The organism is Caproiciproducens faecalis, from assembly GCF_019448085.1.
In the GTDB taxonomy this organism is placed as follows: domain Bacteria; phylum Bacillota; class Clostridia; order Oscillospirales; family Acutalibacteraceae; genus Caproiciproducens; species Caproiciproducens faecalis.
Window position 1 is genome coordinate 253,823 of record NZ_JAGFNZ010000005.1, and the last position, 17,929, is coordinate 271,751.

Sequence of the window (17,929 nt, forward strand, 5' to 3'; positions counted from 1 at the left end):
TTGGAGGCAGGTTATGGCGAAATTAATAGATGGAAAAGCGGTTGCCGCTGAAATTCGGGTACAGCTTGCCCTGGAAGTTGATAAATTGGTACAGCTTGGCGTTACGCCGGGCCTTGCCGTTGTGATTGTGGGGGACGACCCCGCTTCAAGAACCTATGTAAACAATAAAAAGAAAGCGTGCGCGGACGTCGGCATTTATTCCGAAGAATACGCGCTGCCCGCGACCGCATCTCAGGAGGAAATCATGGGAGTGGTCGCGAAACTGAACGCCAAAATGGATATTGACGGTATCCTGGTTCAGTCTCCTCTGCCGGACGGACTTGATGAGAAGGCGGTGGTGGATGCCATTGATCCTGAAAAGGATGTAGACGCTTTTCACCCTTCCAATGTCGGCAGAATTATGATCGGAGACTATCATTTCCTGCCCTGCACTCCCGCGGGGATTATTGAATTGCTGCATCATGAAAAAATAGAAATAGAAGGCAAAAATTGCGTTGTTGTCGGCCGCAGCAATATTGTCGGCAAGCCGATGGCTATGCTGCTCCTTCATCATAACGGGACGGTTACTATTTGCCACAGCAAAACCAAAAACCTGAAGGAAGTCTGCGCACAGGCGGATATTCTTGTAGCGGCGGTCGGAAAACCGAAGTTTATTACAGCAGATATGGTCAAGCCGGGCGCAGTGGTCATCGACGTTGGCATGGATCGCGATGAAAACGGGAAACTTTGCGGAGATGTGGATTTTAACGGTGTAGAAGAGACTGCGTCTTACATAACCCCGGTTCCGGGCGGTGTAGGTCCTATGACGATTGCGATGCTCCTTAAAAATACAGTAACCGCGGCAAAACGTCAGAATGGGATGATCCGGTGAAGACGGAAATCCGGATCATGCGCGCGGCACTGCCAATTGAGGTGAAGAATGGACAACCTTTTAAATACGATTAATTCCCCGGAAGACTTGCAGAAGCTTTCCCTTGATGAACTCTATGAATTATGTGATGAAATTCGCGAAAAAATTATAAAAACCGTTTCCAACAACGGCGGACATCTGGCTTCCAACCTTGGAGTCGTCGAATTAACGGTCGCACTGCACCGAGTTTTCAGTTCTAAAGACGACAAGATTGTCTGGGACGTCGGACATCAGGCCTATACTCATAAGATCCTGACCGGTCGGCGTGACTCTATCGCTACCATACGGACAAAGGACGGTCTGTCGGGTTACCCCAACCGTATGGAAAGCGAATACGACGCTTTCAATGTGGGGCACAGCAGCACATCCATTTCCGCGGCGTTTGGTATTGCCAATGCTAAATTACTTTCCGGAGAGCCCGGCCATGTGATCTCTCTGATTGGCGACGGCGCCCTGACGGGTGGACTCGCCTATGAAGGACTGAACAACGCGGGGCGCTTTAAAAAGAATTTTATTGTAATTTTAAATGACAATAAAATGTCTATTTCGCGCAATGTTGGGTCAATGGCGCGCTATTTGGCACACATCCGTACAAAACCCGGCTATTTTAAAGCGAAGGGCAACATTGAAAGCGCCCTGAACCGGCTCCCTCATGTTGGGAAACCGCTGCATCATTTTCTTTCGAAATCAAAGGCTGCTTTAAAGCAGATATTATATAACAGTACCATTTTTGAAGATATGGGCTTTTATTATTACGGGCCATTCGACGGTCATGATCTGGGAAAGCTGATTGATGTCCTGGAAAATGCCAAGAATATTAATCATCCGGTTTTGCTTCATGTACTTACCTGTAAGGGGAAGGGATATCCTTTTGCAGAGCAGAACCCGGGCGCGTTCCATGGAATTTCCAGTTTTGATATTAAAACGGGAAAGACTGCTCCCGCCGGTGAAAATTTTTCCAGTGTTTTCGGGAACAATCTTTGTGCGCTGGCCAATAAAGATGAAAGAATCTGCGCAATCACCGCTGCTATGCAGATGGGTACCGGGCTGGTTGGTTTTGCAAAGCAGTTTCCCGGTCGTTTCTTTGATGTCGGGATTGCGGAAGAGCACGCCGTGACCTTTGCCGGTGGTCTTGCCGCAGGCGGGATGCTTCCCGTCTGCGCGATTTATTCCACTTTTTTACAGCGCGGTTACGATCAGATCATTCATGACGCGGCTATTCAAAGGGTGAAAGTAACGTTTGCCATAGACCGTGCAGGGGTGGTTGGGGATGACGGGGAAACCCATCAGGGCATCTTCGACGCAGCATTCCTCAATACGGTTCCCAATATTACCGTTTATTCTCCTGCTTTCTATGACGAGCTTTATACCTCGTTCCAAAAGGCTCTGTATGAGTGTGAAGGGGTTTCTGCCGTACGCTATCCCCGCGGCAAACCGATGTTTAAACCCTTTGACTTCGTAAGCACGGGAAAAGCTTATGACACTTACGGTCAGAATGGGGCAGATCTGGTCATTGTGACCTATGGACGCCTGTTTTCCTTTGCCTGCAAAGCCCTTTCCTCATTGAGAGAGTCCGGCATTTCAGTCAGAATTATCAAACTGAACCGGATTACCCCGGTGGATACTGACGTGGTCGCAGAGGCTGCTGCTGCAGGAAACATATTTTTCTTTGAAGAAGGGATTCAGCAGGGAGGTATCGGGGAACATTTCAGCTTTCTACTCGCCCAGAGCGGGTATCGAGGTGAATTCCGTTTACGCGCAATTACAAACTTTGTCCCTCACGCAACTATGCTGCAGTCGCTCAGCTCCCTTGGTCTGGACGACAAGGGAATGGTAAATATGATATTGACGGAGTACAAAAAGTGATAGAGAAAAAAAGACTGGATTGCCTGCTGTTTGACCGGGGGCTTGCCGAAAGCCGTGAAAAGGCTAAGGCTATGATTATGATGGGCAATGTCTATATTGATAATCAAAAATCCGACAAGCCCGGAACGATGCTTCCGGTTGATACGGAAATAGAGATTCGTGGGGAAACGATGCCCTATGTGAGCCGTGGCGGCTTAAAGCTGGAAAAAGCAATGGCGGTTTTCCCAATTGAGCTGAAAGATAAAATCACGATGGATATCGGCGCTTCCACCGGCGGCTTTACCGACTGTATGCTGCAAAACGGCGCGAAAAAAGTCTATTCCATTGACGTCGGCTACGGCCAGCTTGCGTGGAAACTGCGCACGGACCCCAAAGTAGTGAATCTGGAACGCACCAATGTCCGTTATATTACGCAGGATCAGGTGCCGGACGAGATTGACTTCTTCAGTGTGGATGTTTCTTTTATTTCACTTTGTCTGGTTCTTCCGGTCGCAAGGAATTTTATGGCGGAAAGTGCTCAGGCGGTTTGTCTGATAAAACCCCAGTTTGAAGCCGGGCGAGAAAAAGTAGGCAAAAAAGGTGTCGTACGCGATCCAGCTGTTCACCGGGAAGTCATTGATAAAATAGTGCGCTTTGTTCTGGAGCACGGTTTTTCTGTTTTAGGACTGACCTATTCTCCTGTAAAAGGACCGGAAGGCAATATTGAGTACCTGATTTACCTTCAGAAAGCGGAAAAAACGGAAAGCGTGCCGCTGGATATTAAAGCATTGGTAGAAGAATCCCATAATCAATTAAGTGGTGGTGAATAATTTGAGAATAGCGATTATGCCGAATTTAAGCAAGCACAACGCACAGCTTCATACCGCTAGAGTAGTGGAAACGCTTCAAAAATTCGGCGCAGAGGTCTGCATGAGGCTGAATCTGAAAAGCTGTTTTTCAAATTCCAACATTCACTTTTACGATGATTTTGACAGAATGATGTCGGACAGCGACGCTGTCATTGCCGTCGGTGGCGACGGAACGATTATTCATTGCTCCAGGCATGCGGCGGCGGCGGAAAAGCCAATCTTGGGGATTAACGTGGGAAGACTCGGCTTTGTTGCCGGACTGGAAACGGACGAGCTTGATAAACTCAAGAAGCTGATTGACGGAGATTACACCATTGAAAACCGTATGATGCTGGAAGTCCAACTTGAAAATCAAGGGAAGACAGAAACACATTTGGCGCTGAATGACGCGGTAATCGCACGGGGTACCCTTTCCAGAATCTTAGATATTTCGGTACATTTCAATGACAAAAATGTCTGTGAGTACAGGGCGGACGGCCTGATTATTTCCACCCCGACCGGTTCCACGGCGTACTCTCTTTCCGCCGGCGGCCCCGTCATTGACCCAAGCATCAGTTGTATCCTGCTTTCACCCATCTGTCCGCATTCCTTGCTGACCAGACCGGTTGTTTTCGGACCGGACGCAAAGCTGAGCGTAACAGCTTGCTCCAATTATAAGAGCGAGATGATTCTTTCCATTGACGGAGATACGTTTATTCAGATATCGGATAATCAGAAAATTAATTTTTATTGTTCGAAACGCATGGTAAGAATTATTAAATTAAAAGACAATAATTTTTACGAGGTAGTCAACGAAAAATTGGCCGAAAGGAGAAATTGATTTGAAAACAAGACGACACGCAAAAATTCTTGAACTAATCAACGAATACGCAATTGATACACAGGAAGAACTGCTGCGCCGCCTTCGAGAAGACGGGTTTGAAGTCACTCAGGCTACGGTTTCCCGCGACATCAAAGAACTCCGATTAATAAAAACCTTGTCTCACGACGGAAAGTACAGGTACTCCACCGGCAGAAACAGTACGACGGACTATTCCTCTAAATTTTATTCTCTTCTTGCAGATTCAGCAATTCAAATTGATTATGCTTGTAACCTCGTAGTAATCAAATGCCATGCAGGGATGGCTCAAGCCGTCTGCGCAGCGATGGACACGATGCACTGGCAGGGCGTTGTCGGTACCTTGGCAGGGGATGACACTATTTTTATTGCGATGAGAAACGAAGACCATGCACAGCAGCTGGTAGCTGAACTTAAAAAAATGGTTGGGTGATTGCAATGCTGTCTCAGCTTTACATTGAGAATATTGCTGTGATTGAAAAGACCGGAATTGATTTTCACTCCGGTCTGAATGTCCTGACCGGAGAAACCGGCGCGGGAAAATCCATTGTTATTGATTCCATCAACGCAATTCTTGGGGAAAGAACTTCGCGTGAGCTTGTCCGAACGGGAGCGCGCTCCGCTTTTGTTACCGCCGTTTTTAACGATTTGGGAAAACAGGCGCTGAATAAGCTGGAGGAGCTTGGCTATGTGCCGGAAGAGGACGGTTCAATCATGATCCAGCGCGAAATTCACACCGACGGCAAGGGCGTGTGCCGCATTAACGGCCGCCCCGCAACGGTATCCGTCTTGAAAGAAATCGGGGTGCTGCTAATCAGTATTCACGGGCAGCACGAAAGCTACGATTTGCTTTCTCCCGACTTACATATCCGGTATATAGACCGTATGGGCGTACCGGAAAAACTGCTGGCAGAGTACCGTTCGGCTTTCAGCCATATGCAGCACGTCAAAAGTGATCTTGAGGCCTTTGACATGGACGAGGCGCAAAAGGCCAGACAGATTGATCTGCTTACCTACCAGATCAATGAACTGGAAGCTGCCGATCTGCGAATCGGAGAGCAGGAAGAACTGAATCAAATAAAGTTAAAATATCTAAACAGTGAAAAAATAGCGTCTTCCATCAATACGGTGAAGGTTGCATTGAATGGAGAAGAAAATTATGACGGCGCTTTGTCCGCAATTGCTTCTGCCTCGGATGCACTGATGGATGCGGAAAAATATCTTCCTGAAATCCACGATCTTTCCGAAAGAATCCAAAGTATTCGCTACGAGCTGGAGGACTGCGGAGAAGAAATCCGTAGTTTTTCCTCAGAATTGGAATATGATCCCGCTGATATTGAAAGAATAGAGGACAGGCTCGACATTCTTTATCGGCTTGGCCTGAAATACGGCGGCTCCGTGGAAAAAATGATCGGTTTTTTGGAAAAATCCAAAGAGCAGCTGGAAGATATTCAGCTTTCGGATGAAAAGATTCTTCAGATGACAAAGGAGTATCAGAAATCCAAAACAGAAGCGGAAAAGCTTGCAAAGGAAATTTCCGGCTGCCGCGCAAAGGCGGCCAAAGCATTTACGGTCAGAGTAAAGGAAGAACTGCGCTTTCTCGATATGCCGAGCATTGATTTTCAGGTTGAGCAGGAGGACTGTCCGCTCAATCCGCTCGGCTGTGACAAAATGCAATTTCTGATTTCTGTGAATGCCGGAGAACCCGCCAAACCGATAGCGAAAATTGCTTCCGGCGGGGAGCTTTCCCGCATTATGCTTTCGATTAAAACAGTGCTTGCCGGCAAAGATGATATTGACACGCTGATTTTTGACGAGGTTGACACGGGCATCAGCGGCAGCGCGGCGCAAAAGGTCGGTTTAAAACTGCACGAAGTAGCCGGGAACCGTCAGGTAATCTGTGTAACCCATTTGGCGCAGATTGCCGCTTTGGCAGATACACAGTTCTTAATCAAAAAGCAGGTGAAAGAAAATAAGACTTTCACCGACGTGAGGGAGCTTGACTATGAAGGCAGAAAACAGGAGCTGGCCCGTATCATGGGCGGGGCGCAAATTACACCGCTCCTGCTGGAAAATGCCGCCGAAATGCTGAAGCTGGCTCAAAAACAATGATTTTCTTGACAACGCAGAATCAATTGGGTATAATGCATTATAATGACTTTGAAGGGAAGAAGTAAGCCAAAAAGCCGTCAAAGAGAGCCTGCGGCTGGTGTAAGCAGGTGCGTAATTTGGTTGAAATACATCCCGGAGTCGCCAGATTGAACGGTTTCTATTAGATCTGGCCGCGCAGCGCACGTTACAGCGCTTGGGTATTTTTGTACCCGTAAGGCCGTATCCGTGAGGTTACGGTGAACTGAGGTGGTACCGCGGTTATTCCGCCCTCTGCAAATATGCAGGGGGCGTTTTTTATCCCCCTGAAATGGAGGAATTCTATATGGGAGTTTTTGAAGAACTGAAAGCAAGGGGCTTAATCGCCCAGATGACGGACGAAGAGAAGATTCAGGATCTTCTCAACAATCACAAGACCACATTTTATATTGGCTTCGACCCTACAGCCGACAGCCTGCATGTTGGCCACTTTGTGCAGATTATGGTCATGGCACACATGCAGAGAGCCGGCCATACGCCCATTGCGCTTTTTGGCGGCGGAACGGGCATGGTAGGCGACCCTTCCGGAAAAACAGATATGCGCAAGATGCTGACGAAAGAAGAAATCGATCACAATATTGCCTGCTTCAAAAAGCAGATGTCCGGTCTGGTGGATTTTTCCGAAGGGAAAGCAATCATGGCCAACAACGGCGACTGGCTTCTGAACTTGAATTACATTGAGTTTTTACGCGATGTCGGCGTTCATTTTTCCGTCAACCGGATGCTTGCCGCAGAATGCTATAAGCAGCGCCTGGAAAGGGGTCTCTCTTTCTTTGAACTGAACTATATGATTATGCAGAGCTACGACTTTTTAGAGCTGAATCATCGCTACAACTGCCAGCTGGAGCTTGGCGGTGATGACCAGTGGAGCAATATTATCGGCGGCGTTGAGCTGCTTCGCCGTAAAGAGGGCAAAGAAGCTTACGGTATGACGTTTACTCTGCTGACCACCAGCGAGGGTAAAAAGATGGGTAAGACCGAAAAAGGCGCCGTATGGCTGGACCCCGAAAAAACCACGCCGTTTGATTTTTACCAGTATTGGCGTAACATCGGCGACGCTGATGTTATTAAATGCCTGAAAATTCTTACGTTCCTTCCCATGACTGAAATTAATGAGCTTGCAAAGCTGGAAGGCGGAGAGTTGAACAAAGCCAAAGAAATTCTTGCGTTTGAGGTTACAAAACTGATTCACGGGGAACAGGAAGCTTACAAAGCGCAGGAGGGTGCACGAGCACTTTTCGGAACCGGTGAAAACACGGATAACATGCCTTCCACAGATATTACCGCCGCCAATTTTGTTGACGGAGAAATCGGAGTACTTGACCTGCTGGTTCTGACAAAGCTGGCTCCTTCCAAAGGGGAGGGGAGACGCCTGATCGACCAGGGCGGTATTTCGGTAGACAACGCTAAAGTTGTTTCCAGTACGGAAAAACTTTCCCTAAACCATTTTAAGAAAAAATATGTGGTCATCAAAAAAGGGAAAAAAGTGTTTCATAAAGTTAATCTGGCTGATTAATGCGAAAGTATTTGCCCGCTGCCGAAAATTCGGCGGCGGGCAGTTTTGATTGATTTTCACTTTGCAATTCCTTATAATAGGTACATTGACGAGTGTTGGAGGATATATGCAGATGAAGAGAACCGCTTCTTTTCTGTTGGCGCCTGTATCGGTAATGTTCATAATGCTGTCGGTCTTTTTTGTCGGCAGGATGTTTCCTTTCGGATACAACACCCTTTCATGGTGTGACATGAACCAGCAGGTTATCCCATTTCTGATGGATTTTAAAGATATTCTGTCCGGAAAAGCGAATATGTTTCTGAATATGCAAAATGCCGGAGGTATGAGCTTCTGGGGCGTATTCCTGTTTTTTATCAGCAGCCCGTTCAGCCTTTTGGTCGCATTTGTAAATAAGGCTGATTTTTATCTTTTCATGAATATTCTGGTCCTGCTGAAAATGATGACCTGTGCTTTAACAGCGAGCGTTTTTTTTCATTTTCGTTTCAAGCACCTTGGCATGCTGCAAAATACGGCTATATCGGTTATGTACGCATTTTGCGGCTATACCATGTTTTATTACCAGAATCAGGTTTGGCTCGACGTTATGTATCTTTTTCCTATTCTTCTGATTGGCCTGATTAAGCTGACCGAAGAGGGAAACATCCTGCTGTATGTTCTGTCTTTTTCAGCGATACTGACCGTGAACTTCTATCTAAGCTATATGGTATCGGTTTTTCTGATGCTGTCAGCTGGCGTGTATGTCTGTTTCTTTGCCAAAAAGGGAATTCGCCGGAAAAATATATTGCTTTTGGGAATTTCCACACTGATTACCGCCTTGATTACCTGCGTGGTCTGGCTGCCTTCGCTCATGCAGTATGTCGCCTCTGCCAGAACCGGAAATCTGTTTACCAGTTTAAGGGTGGGCGGGCTGATTTCCAGATTGGATACCACATTTCCTGTCATTTTATGCTCTGGTGCGATTTTTTCCGCGCTGATCCTTTATTTGCTTTTTGCCAGTCAGCTACGTCCAAAGATAGGCTTCCCCTTTATCATATTTCTCCTAACAGTCATACCGGTCTTTATAGAACCGATCAACAAGATGTGGCAGACCGGAAATTATCAGGCATTTCCGGTGCGATATGGATATATTACCATCTTTTTCGGCTTGATTCTATTTGCCGCTCTACTGTCGGAAATTAATCAGGAAAACCGCCTTGCTTCCAGCAATTCGATTTCCGTATTTGGCGGAATGCTGGCGGTCAGCGCCGTGTTTCTTGCGGAATGCCTGATTTTTTACAAGGAATACGATGTTGTCACAGTATACACAGAGACTCTTTGGGGGAATAGTGCCAGTTTCCGGTTTATCCTTCTGTTTTCTCTGGCTGCGGGGCTTGCTTATCTTGTTTTGCTGCTGCTATACAAATTCAACCTGATGAGCCGAATCGCTTTTTCCGTTTTGCTGTGTGTGATGGTTGTTCTGGAATGCGTATTTAATTCCGGCATTTATATTGCTTCGTCCGCCAATAATGGGGAAGCGCAATCATCCGTTATCGATCTGAGCGAACGGATTCCGGATGATTCCTTTTACCGTGTTAAAACGGAAGAAAAATATTTTGACGTAAACCTGATGGGCAGTCTTGGATACAACACACTGAGCCATTACACATCCTTGACGGGTCAGGATTTCATGTTTACCATGAAAAAGCTCGGTTATTCATCCTACTGGATGGAAGTGAACTCTAACGGCGGAACTAAACTGACAGACGCGATTATGGGAAACAGATATACCATCCTTCGCAAAGGAACGGCAATCAGTGGAGAGAAACAAATTTATCAGAATGAAAAATATGAGATCAGGGAAACAGACGATACGCTTCCTGTCGGATTTGTCATCCATGCCGATCAGATCGGGGCTTTCAAAACTTTACCGGACACCACTCGCCTGAAAACACAGCAGTTTCTCTTTGAATCCCTCTTTCATACGAAGGACAAGCTCTTCACTTATTACGAGCCAACCGTCTTCAACAATATAGCTTATTCTTCCGATAACAAGTATTCTCTGACTTATCCCGACAACAGCGCAGAAGGATCCATTGTTTACCGAATTCCGGTAGAGGGGACGGAAACATTGTATTTTGATTGCTTTGACCGCCTTTCAAACAGCCTGATCGAACATATCAATTCCAGTTTTAACATCTTGGTAAACGGGCTGACCGTTCAGGACGATTATCCCAATCAAAGCAATAACGGAATTTTAAATCTTGGTACCTACCGTAACCAGACAGTCGAAGTGGAAATTCAGGTTTTAAAAGAAGTTAACGCCAAATCTTTTGGAATTGCAGGGCTACAGGACGATGTTCTGAAAAAAGCAGTCGGTACTACTGCAACGGCACAGCTGAAACAGTCGGGAAATAAAATCATAGGGACGGCGGATGCCGCGGATGACCGGTCTTATCTGTTTCTTCCGGTAACAGACGACAAAGGGTACACGGCGACTGTGAACGGGAATCAGGCTAACATTTACAGCGTATTGGATTCTATGATGGCAATCAAGCTGAACAAGGGTAAAAATGAGATTTCCGTTTCTTATATTCCGCCCGGATTTCAACTGGGGATTAGCTTATCTGTTTTGGGAATAGTGATATTTATCCTATTCTTAATTTTGCTCAAGAGGGGATTTTATCAAAAAATACAGTTTCTTGAAATTCCTGCCACTGTCTTATTTGCTCTTCTTTGCATCGGCGTTTTTGCGGCAGTCTATATTTTCCCCCTTATCATCTTTTATTGGAGATAAAAACAGCCCGCATCTTTTTGATGCGGGCTGCAACTTTATTGTTCTATTTCAGGCACTTTTCAATCTCACTGAGCGTCTGATCGAAATCCGCTGCTGTAACCAGCAACGAAATATCCACTTCAGAGGTGGTAATAATCCGTATGTCTGTGTCGCTTTTGGCCGCCGCCGCAAAAACTTTAGCCGCTACGCCGGGAGTGTCTTTCATTCCCTGATCGTACACAGAAATCTTGCAGTTGCCGCTGCTGACAATGGTCTTAATATTCGAATTATCATGAAGGTCGGATGTAAAGGCAAGAATTTTATCCAGATCATTGTCACAAATGGTAAAGGAAATGGATGTGAACGCACCGTGTGTCGGCGCCAGTGAAATCATATCCACATTGACCCCAAAACCTGAAATTTTCTGGAAAACATCAGCAGTAAAGGTCAGTTCGGAAGGACAATTCTGCAGCGTAATCAAGGTAATGTCATTTGTAGTGGTAATCATCGGTTCCATACTTATCATGCTACCTCCTATTTTAATAGATCAGACATGTTATATAGTCCTGCGGACATCTTCGCCAAATAAATGCCGGCATTAATTGCGCCGACCGCAAACACCTCTTTGGACTGGGCGGAATGAGCCAGAGTAATTACCTCATGATGTCCAGCAAAAATCACTTCATGCTCACCGACAATGGTACCCCCGCGAATGGAGTGAATTCCGATTTCCGTAGACTCACGCTTTTTTCGCTGAGAATGACGGTCATAGACATAGTGCACATTTTCATTCATGACGGAGGAAATTCCGTCGGCTATCATAAGAGCGGTACCGCTGGGTGCATCGATTTTTTGATTATGGTGCTTTTCTACAATTTCAATATCGAAGCCGTTACCTAACACTTTCGCCGCTTTTTTGGAAAGTTCGATCAACAGGTTGATTCCAAGCGACATATTGCCCGAATAAAAGACGGGAACTTCTTTGGAAACACGGGTCAGCGCTTCTATCTGCGCTGTGTTGTAACCGGTGGTGCATAGCACAAGCGGCGTTTTATGAATCTGTGCATACTGAAGCAGAGAGGGGAGGAGGGCGGGATTGGAAAAATCAATGATGACGTCTGCTGCAACATCAATGTCCGCCGGTTTTGTAAAGACCGGATAGTCGCATTTTACTTCCGTATTCATATCAATTCCGCCGACAACCCGGCAGTCGGCTCTCAGCGCCGCACAGGCTGAAACCTCGCGGCCCATTTTGCCGTTGCATCCGCAGATGATGATCCTTGTCATTTTAACATTCCCTCCGAAAAGGTATCTTTATTTTAACAGTTTATATTTCTTTAAAATCATTGCAAGCTTGACTTCCGCTTCTTCACTCATAGAAGTGAGCGGCAGGCGGCAGTCACCGCTTTGATATCCAAGCATCTTCATAGCTGTTTTGACAGGAATAGGATTTACATCCATAAACAGCGCATCCATCAGTTCAATGCTCTGCAGGAACCGTTCACGGCTCTTGGCAATGTCACCGGAAAAGAAATCTGCGCAAATCTGATGCATTTCCTTTGGCATGATATTGGCGAACACGGAGATAATGCCTTTTCCACCCAAAGAAAGGATTGGCAGGGTCTGATTATCTTCACCGGAATAGATATAAAGGTCGTCACCGCAGAGAGAAATGGTTCTTGCAAGCGCAGAAATGTCTCCGTTTGCCTCTTTGGCGGCATTGATATTCGGATGCTTTGAAAGCTCCAGATAGGTTTCCGGCTTAATATTACAACCCGTTCTGGATGGTACGTTGTAAAGAATAATGGGAAGGTCTACCCGATCCGCCACATAATGATAATGCTTTACCAGACCTGCCTGAGACGTTTTATTATAGTATGGGGTAACCATCAAAAGAGCGTCCGCTCCAAGTTCCTGAGCAGTCAGGGAAAGTTCCGCCGCGTAGCGTGTGTCGTTGCTGCCGGAACCCGCAATAACCGGGATTCTTTTGTCGGTTTTCTTAATGATGTATTCAATCACCTTACAATGTTCGTCATGGTCCAACGTTGCGGATTCCCCTGTTGTGCCGCAGGCAATAATCGAGTCTGTTCCGTTGGCGATATGAAACTCAACCAGGTTACCCAAAACGTCATAATTAACGGAACCGTCCTGATTCATCGGCGTGATAATTGCAACACCGGAGCCGCTGAAAATAAGCTTTTTCAAGAAACACTACCTCCAAATTTGCAAATTAATCAATCAATGTATCCTTTTGCGCAAAGAAGTTCCGCCATTAAAACAGCCCCTCCCGCTGCTCCGCGCAAAGTATTGTGGGAAAGACAGACAAATTTTACGTCGTACTGTGTATCCGGGCGCAGCCGTCCGATGGAAACCGCCATGCCGTTTTCCAGGTTACGGTCAAGTCTTGACTGCGGACGGTCATCTTCACGGAAATAATGTAAAAATTGCTTCGGAGCGCTGGGAAGCTGAAGCTCCTGTGGAACCCCTTTAAAGTTTTCCCATTTTGCAATAATTTCTTCCATCTCAACCTTTTTCTCATAGGAAAGGAAAACTGCGGCGGTATGACCGTCGGAAACGGGAACACGCAGACACTGGGACGTAATGGATGGGGAAGTGGCGTTGACGATTGCGCCATTTTCTACATGGCCCCAGATTTTGAGCGGTTCGTTTTCAGATTTTCCTTCTTCTCCGCCGATAAAGGGAATAACATTATCAACGCTTTCCGGCCATGTCTGAAAGGTTTTTCCGGCGCCGGAAATTGCCTGATAGGTGCAGGCGAGTACTTTTGTAACATTCAGATCCATCAGCGGGTGAATTGCCGGAACATAGCTCTGCAGCGAGCAGTTCGATTTTACGGCAATAAATCCGCGCTTTGTGCCAAGTCTTTTGCGCTGTGCCACGATCACGGAAGCATGGTCGGCGTTAATTTCCGGAATAATCATTGGAATGTCCGCCACCAAACGGTTTGCGCTGTTGTTGGACATAACCGGGCATTCCGCTTGGGCATAGGCTTCTTCCAGTGCTTTGATTTCCTCTTTTTTCATATTGACCGCACAGAAAACAAAGTCAACGAGAGAAGTAACTTTTTCAATATCCTTTTCCGCGTTGAAAACAACCATATTTTCCATTGATTTCGGCATCGGCGTGGTCATCAGCCAGTGATCTCCAACAGCCTCTTTATATGTTTTACCGGCGGAACGCGCGCTTGCAGCAAGTGCGGTAACCGTAAACCATGGGTGGTTCTCGATCAGCGTGGCAAATCTCTGACCAACCATTCCGGTTGCGCCAATAATCCCTACATTATACTTTTTCATTGGGTAGCCCTCCTGTAATATATATATGGTTTAAATGATGGAAAAATATAAATATAACAAAAAAACCGGTTGAAAACCGGTCATCAAGCAAATATAATAGATACTGTTCGACATTGATAGGGGTCCGGTATTCACCAAAACCGCTCTGTAAGCCGATAGCGCTCCATCATACCACATGATGACAGTTGTTCTGCTGTTGACAAAAACAACCAGATGGTTTCCTGCCTCGAAACCACCTTCGGCGAGTTTACCTTTCACGGATGATAAACAGCTTTGGCAGCCTGTAATCCGTTACTTTTTAAAATCGCACCTCTATCTTTGAATTATAATAACATGGGTTGCTATTACTTGTCAATTTATTTATAATAAAGATTCGGTAGTATATTATGTAGGAGATATTAAAATGACATTGGATTTAAAAAATTTGCAAACCAAAGATTTTTTCTATGACTTACCCAAGGAACTGATTGCGCAAACCCCGCTGGAACCGCGTGATTCATCCAGACTTTTGACATTGAACAAGGAAACGGGCGAAATATCCCACAAACATTTTTTCGATATTCTTGACTGTCTCAACCCCGGCGACTGTCTTGTTCTGAACGATTCCCGCGTTCTGCCGGCGCGTCTTTACGGGATTAAGGAGGGAACAGGGGCAAAGGTAGAATTCCTTCTTTTAAACCACCGGGAGGGGGATGTATGGGAAGTACTCTGCGGCCCCGGAAAGCGCGCGAAACCCGGTGCTCGTTTTATTTTTGGCGACGGTCTTCTTCAGGCGGAAGTACTGGAAATCATAGACGAAGGCAACCGCCTGGCCCGATTTACTTATGAAGGAAATTTTTATGAAATTCTGGATAAAATAGGTGAAATGCCGCTGCCCCATTACATTACGGAGCACTTAAACGACAATGAACGCTATCAGACGGTGTACTCCAAAGAAATCGGTTCTGCGGCGGCACCAACCGCCGGTTTGCATTTTACACCGGAATTACTGGAGAAGGTAAAGGTAAAGGGTGTGAAAGTGGTGTTTGTAACGCTGCACGTTGGGTTGGGTACGTTCCGTCCTGTCACGGCGGAAAAAATACTGGATCACAAAATGCATTCCGAGCATTACTACCTGCCAAAGGAAACGGCCGATGCCATCAATGAAACAAAGCGCAGCGGCGGACGAGTGATTGCGGTGGGAACCACAAGCTGCCGCACGCTGGAATCGGTCGGAACTGCAGAGGGATGTATTAAAGAAAGCGCCGGTTGGACGGATATCTTTATCTATCCGGGCTATCGGTTCAAAGTACTCGACGGACTGATTACCAATTTCCATCTACCGGAAAGCACGCTGATTATGCTGGTTTCCGCATTGGCCGGCTACGAGCATATCATGAACGCATACCGGGTCGCTGTTCAGGAAAAATATCGCTTTTTCAGTTTTGGCGACGCGATGTTCATTTACTGAAAGGAACACAAAATATGTACAAGCTAATCAAAAACTCCGGCGCTGCCAGACGGGGAGAATTCACCACGCCGCACGGTACGGTTCAGACTCCGGCGTTTATGAATGTGGCTACCTGCGGCGCGATAAAGGGAGGCCTTTCCGCACTGGATCTGAAAGATCTAAAATGCCAGGTGCAGCTCTGCAACACCTACCATCTTCATCTGAGACCGGGCGACGAAAATGTGAAAAAGCTGGGCGGTCTGCATCAGTTTACCCGATGGGACGGGCCGATTCTGACCGACAGCGGAGGATTTCAGGTGTTTTCCCTTGCAAAGCTCAGGAATATAACAGAAGAAGGCGTTACCTTCGCCTCCCATATTGACGGCCATAAAATTTTCATGGGACCTGAGGAAAGCATGAGAATCCAGTCTCATCTCGCTTCCACCATAGCCATGGCGTTTGACGAGTGTGTGGAAAATCCGGCGGAATACGATTACGCGCGCAGCTCCTGTCAGCGGACAGTTCGCTGGCTGTATCGGTGCAAAGCAGAAATGGACAGACTGAATTTGCAGCCGGACACGATCAATCCCCGCCAGATGCTGTGGGGAATCAATCAGGGCAGCACTTTCGAGGATCTGCGTATCGAAAATATGAAACAAATCCGCGAGCTGGATCTTGACGGTTACGCCATCGGTGGGCTGGCGGTGGGGGAGACCGCAGAAGAGATGTACCGCATCATTGAGGCGGTAGAACCGGAAATGCCCAAAGACAAGCCCCGCTATCTGATGGGAGTAGGTACCCCTGCTAATATTCTGGAATCAGTCAAGCGTGGTGTGGATATCTTCGACTGCGTTATGCCGTCCAGAAACGCCCGTCACGGACATGCGTTCACATGGGACGGCTGCCGGAACATGATGAACGCCAAGTACACGCTGGACGAGAAACCTCTTGACGAGCACTGCGATTGTCCCGTTTGCCGCAACTTTACCCGCGCCTATATTCATCATCTTTTTAAAAGCGGGGAGATGCTCGCCATGCGGCTTTGCGTCATGCATAACATTTATTTTTACAACTCTCTTCTGGAACAGATTCGTTCTTCTCTTGACCAGAATTGCTTTGAAGAATTCTATAGCAATAATATCTTGAAATTAGGCGCAAGAATATAAGAAATCCTTGCAAGACGACGAATAAGTTGATATAATCATATTATTAAAATGGAGGTGCAGTTCTATAATGAATTTTAACACTTTGACAGGAACCACTGCTGCGTCCGGAGGCAATATGTGGACAATCGTCCTCCTTTACGCGGCTATTATCGGCGCTTTTTATTTTTTTGGAATTCGTCCTCAGTCCAAGAAAAAGAAGAATGAAGAAAAAATGCGCAATAATGTGCAGATCGGTGACGAAATTACCACAATCGGCGGAGTTGTCGGACGAGTAGTCGGCATTAAAGATGATTCTGACACAATTGTGATTGAAACGGGTACGGACCGCGTGAAAATGCGTATTAAGCGTTGGGCAATCGGCAGCATCGATACGATACACGCAGACGCTGAATAAGCTGAAATATTAGTATATCTTCACGGCTCTCTGAATATCTATTTATTAGATATTTGAGGGGGCGCTGGTAATGAAAAGCAAAAAACATTTGAAGCACTTAAACGAGAATCCGGTATTCGGAGCGCTGCGCTCCATCATCCTTGGCACTGTAGTCGGAGCAGTTTTGTGTGCTGCCCTTCTGGGTGCTTTTGCCTTGGCTTTCGTATCGGCAGGACATATCCCGCAGAATCTGATTTCACCCATGATGCTTGGATTGTCCGTACTCAGTTCTTTCGCAGCCGGTTTTGTTACGGCCAAAATCTCTCACAAACGCGGTTTGGCTTACGGTGCTTTGTCCGGCCTGCTGCTGTTTGCGTTATTTCTCGTTTCCGGCTTAATTGCTTCTCATGAACCGGTTTCCTTAACGGCCGGAATCAGAATGCTTGTAATGGTTATTTCCGGTGCAATCGGCGGGCTGCTTGCAGTCAGCAAGAACTCAAAAGTAAAATAACACTTTCATTATTCCTGTTAGTGTGATATAATCGTGAAGCAAAAGAAATATTTAAATGGAGGTTTCAAAAATGAAACAGATTAAAACTTTGAATAAAGCCAACTTAAAGGAAAGCGCAGTAAAAGGCGGCTGCGGTGAATGTCAGGCGTCCTGCCAGTCCGCTTGCAAAACTTCCTGCACTGTTGCAAATCAGAAGTGCGAAAACGCCGGCAGATAAATTAATTTGGAATTCAATTTCAAACCTTAAGGGACAGAAAT

17 protein-coding genes, 1 riboswitch and 1 other annotated feature are annotated in these 17,929 nt (G+C 46.4%); of the genes, 13 read left to right on the forward strand and 4 right to left on the reverse strand.

The annotated features are described in order from the left end of the window. Window positions 1-13 precede the first annotated feature (13 nt). The 8 genes from folD (at window position 14) to J5W02_RS13140 (ending at window position 10,899) form a co-directional block, all read left to right on the forward strand. Complete coding sequence (folD, locus tag J5W02_RS13105) at window positions 14-871, forward strand: bifunctional methylenetetrahydrofolate dehydrogenase/methenyltetrahydrofolate cyclohydrolase FolD (RefSeq protein WP_219966138.1); 858 nt, start codon at window positions 14-16, stop codon at window positions 869-871. 48 nt (window positions 872-919) lie between these two features. Then, entirely contained in the window at window positions 920-2,776 is a 1,857-nt protein-coding gene (dxs, locus tag J5W02_RS13110; protein ID WP_219966139.1) for a 1-deoxy-D-xylulose-5-phosphate synthase, read from the forward strand. Then, complete coding sequence (locus tag J5W02_RS13115) at window positions 2,773-3,585, forward strand: TlyA family RNA methyltransferase (RefSeq protein WP_219966140.1); 813 nt, start codon at window positions 2,773-2,775, stop codon at window positions 3,583-3,585. Before dxs ends, J5W02_RS13115 begins: the two co-directional genes overlap by 4 nt. Before the next feature lies 1 nt (window position 3,586). Continuing rightward, window positions 3,587-4,444, forward strand: a complete 858-nt coding sequence (locus tag J5W02_RS13120; RefSeq protein ID WP_219966141.1) for an NAD(+)/NADH kinase — start codon at window positions 3,587-3,589, stop codon at window positions 4,442-4,444. Window position 4,445: 1 nt separating this feature from the next. Further along, window positions 4,446-4,895 (forward strand): arginine repressor, encoded by a 450-nt coding sequence (locus J5W02_RS13125; RefSeq protein WP_219966142.1) that lies wholly within the window; start codon window positions 4,446-4,448, stop codon window positions 4,893-4,895. Window positions 4,896-4,900: 5 nt separating this feature from the next. Further along, window positions 4,901-6,574: a DNA repair protein RecN gene (gene recN / locus J5W02_RS13130; RefSeq protein WP_219966181.1), complete on the forward strand. Its 1,674-nt coding sequence runs from the start codon at window positions 4,901-4,903 to the stop codon at window positions 6,572-6,574. A 39-nt stretch (window positions 6,575-6,613) separates the two neighbouring features. Further along, window positions 6,614-6,848 (forward strand) — a binding site (T-box leader). Window positions 6,849-6,896: 48 nt separating this feature from the next. Further along, window positions 6,897-8,126: a tyrosine--tRNA ligase gene (gene tyrS, locus J5W02_RS13135; RefSeq protein ID WP_219966143.1), complete on the forward strand. Its 1,230-nt coding sequence runs from the start codon at window positions 6,897-6,899 to the stop codon at window positions 8,124-8,126. Between the two features lie 106 nt (window positions 8,127-8,232). Then, window positions 8,233-10,899, forward strand: coding sequence for a YfhO family protein (locus J5W02_RS13140; protein ID WP_219966144.1), 2,667 nt, complete (start codon window positions 8,233-8,235; stop codon window positions 10,897-10,899). A 43-nt stretch (window positions 10,900-10,942) separates the two neighbouring features. On the opposite strand, the gene J5W02_RS13145 is transcribed toward J5W02_RS13140, so the two are convergent. From J5W02_RS13145 to asd, 4 genes are read right to left on the reverse strand one after another with little or no spacing between them, the layout of a single operon-like run. Beyond that, the gene (locus J5W02_RS13145) at window positions 10,943-11,404 is read right to left on the reverse strand and encodes an ACT domain-containing protein (RefSeq protein WP_255575756.1); all 462 of its coding nucleotides are present in this window, start codon (window positions 11,402-11,404) and stop codon (window positions 10,943-10,945) included. Between the two features lie 8 nt (window positions 11,405-11,412). After that, entirely contained in the window at window positions 11,413-12,165 is a 753-nt protein-coding gene (gene dapB / locus J5W02_RS13150) for a 4-hydroxy-tetrahydrodipicolinate reductase (protein WP_219966145.1), read from the reverse strand. 27 nt (window positions 12,166-12,192) lie between these two features. Next, the gene (gene dapA, locus J5W02_RS13155; protein ID WP_219966146.1) at window positions 12,193-13,083 is read right to left on the reverse strand and encodes a 4-hydroxy-tetrahydrodipicolinate synthase; all 891 of its coding nucleotides are present in this window, start codon (window positions 13,081-13,083) and stop codon (window positions 12,193-12,195) included. 29 nt (window positions 13,084-13,112) lie between these two features. Continuing rightward, window positions 13,113-14,192: an aspartate-semialdehyde dehydrogenase gene (asd, locus tag J5W02_RS13160; protein ID WP_219966147.1), complete on the reverse strand. Its 1,080-nt coding sequence runs from the start codon at window positions 14,190-14,192 to the stop codon at window positions 13,113-13,115. A 148-nt stretch (window positions 14,193-14,340) separates the two neighbouring features. Continuing rightward, window positions 14,341-14,515: riboswitch (Lysine riboswitch) on the reverse strand. Window positions 14,516-14,595: 80 nt separating this feature from the next. Here asd and queA point away from each other — a divergent pair. The 5 genes from queA to scfA all read left to right on the forward strand — a co-directional run bounded on the left by queA (window position 14,596) and on the right by scfA (window position 17,888). Next, on the forward strand, window positions 14,596-15,642 hold the full coding sequence (gene queA, locus J5W02_RS13165) for a tRNA preQ1(34) S-adenosylmethionine ribosyltransferase-isomerase QueA (protein ID WP_407928387.1): 1,047 nt from the start codon (window positions 14,596-14,598) through the stop codon (window positions 15,640-15,642). 14 nt (window positions 15,643-15,656) lie between these two features. Further along, on the forward strand, window positions 15,657-16,787 hold the full coding sequence (gene tgt / locus J5W02_RS13170) for a tRNA guanosine(34) transglycosylase Tgt (RefSeq protein WP_219966148.1): 1,131 nt from the start codon (window positions 15,657-15,659) through the stop codon (window positions 16,785-16,787). A 115-nt stretch (window positions 16,788-16,902) separates the two neighbouring features. Next, window positions 16,903-17,181: a preprotein translocase subunit YajC gene (gene yajC / locus J5W02_RS13175; protein WP_255575757.1), complete on the forward strand. Its 279-nt coding sequence runs from the start codon at window positions 16,903-16,905 to the stop codon at window positions 17,179-17,181. Window positions 17,182-17,251: 70 nt separating this feature from the next. Beyond that, window positions 17,252-17,671, forward strand: a complete 420-nt coding sequence (locus J5W02_RS13180) for a TIGR04086 family membrane protein (RefSeq protein ID WP_219966150.1) — start codon at window positions 17,252-17,254, stop codon at window positions 17,669-17,671. 70 nt (window positions 17,672-17,741) lie between these two features. After that, window positions 17,742-17,888 carry a six-cysteine ranthipeptide SCIFF gene (scfA, locus tag J5W02_RS13185; RefSeq protein ID WP_081928276.1) on the forward strand — a complete coding sequence of 49 codons (147 nt, stop codon included), beginning with the start codon at window positions 17,742-17,744 and terminating at the stop codon, window positions 17,886-17,888. The last annotated feature ends 41 nt before the right edge of the window (window positions 17,889-17,929 follow it).

Coding starts and splice junctions, on each gene's coding strand:
- folD (WP_219966138.1), top strand. CDS start 14: ATGGCGAAATTAATAGATGGAAAAGCGGTTGCCGCTGAAATTCGGGTA.
- dxs (WP_219966139.1), top strand. CDS start 920: ATGGACAACCTTTTAAATACGATTAATTCCCCGGAAGACTTGCAGAAG.
- recN (WP_219966181.1), top strand. CDS start 4,901: ATGCTGTCTCAGCTTTACATTGAGAATATTGCTGTGATTGAAAAGACC.
- tyrS (WP_219966143.1), top strand. CDS start 6,897: ATGGGAGTTTTTGAAGAACTGAAAGCAAGGGGCTTAATCGCCCAGATG.
- J5W02_RS13140 (WP_219966144.1), top strand. CDS start 8,233: ATGCAGATGAAGAGAACCGCTTCTTTTCTGTTGGCGCCTGTATCGGTA.
- J5W02_RS13145 (WP_255575756.1), bottom strand. CDS start 11,404: ATGATAAGTATGGAACCGATGATTACCACTACAAATGACATTACCTTG.
- dapB (WP_219966145.1), bottom strand. CDS start 12,165: ATGACAAGGATCATCATCTGCGGATGCAACGGCAAAATGGGCCGCGAG.
- asd (WP_219966147.1), bottom strand. CDS start 14,192: ATGAAAAAGTATAATGTAGGGATTATTGGCGCAACCGGAATGGTTGGT.
- queA (WP_407928387.1), top strand. CDS start 14,596: ATGACATTGGATTTAAAAAATTTGCAAACCAAAGATTTTTTCTATGAC.
- tgt (WP_219966148.1), top strand. CDS start 15,657: ATGTACAAGCTAATCAAAAACTCCGGCGCTGCCAGACGGGGAGAATTC.
- yajC (WP_255575757.1), top strand. CDS start 16,903: ATGTGGACAATCGTCCTCCTTTACGCGGCTATTATCGGCGCTTTTTAT.
- J5W02_RS13180 (WP_219966150.1), top strand. CDS start 17,252: ATGAAAAGCAAAAAACATTTGAAGCACTTAAACGAGAATCCGGTATTC.
- scfA (WP_081928276.1), top strand. CDS start 17,742: ATGAAACAGATTAAAACTTTGAATAAAGCCAACTTAAAGGAAAGCGCA.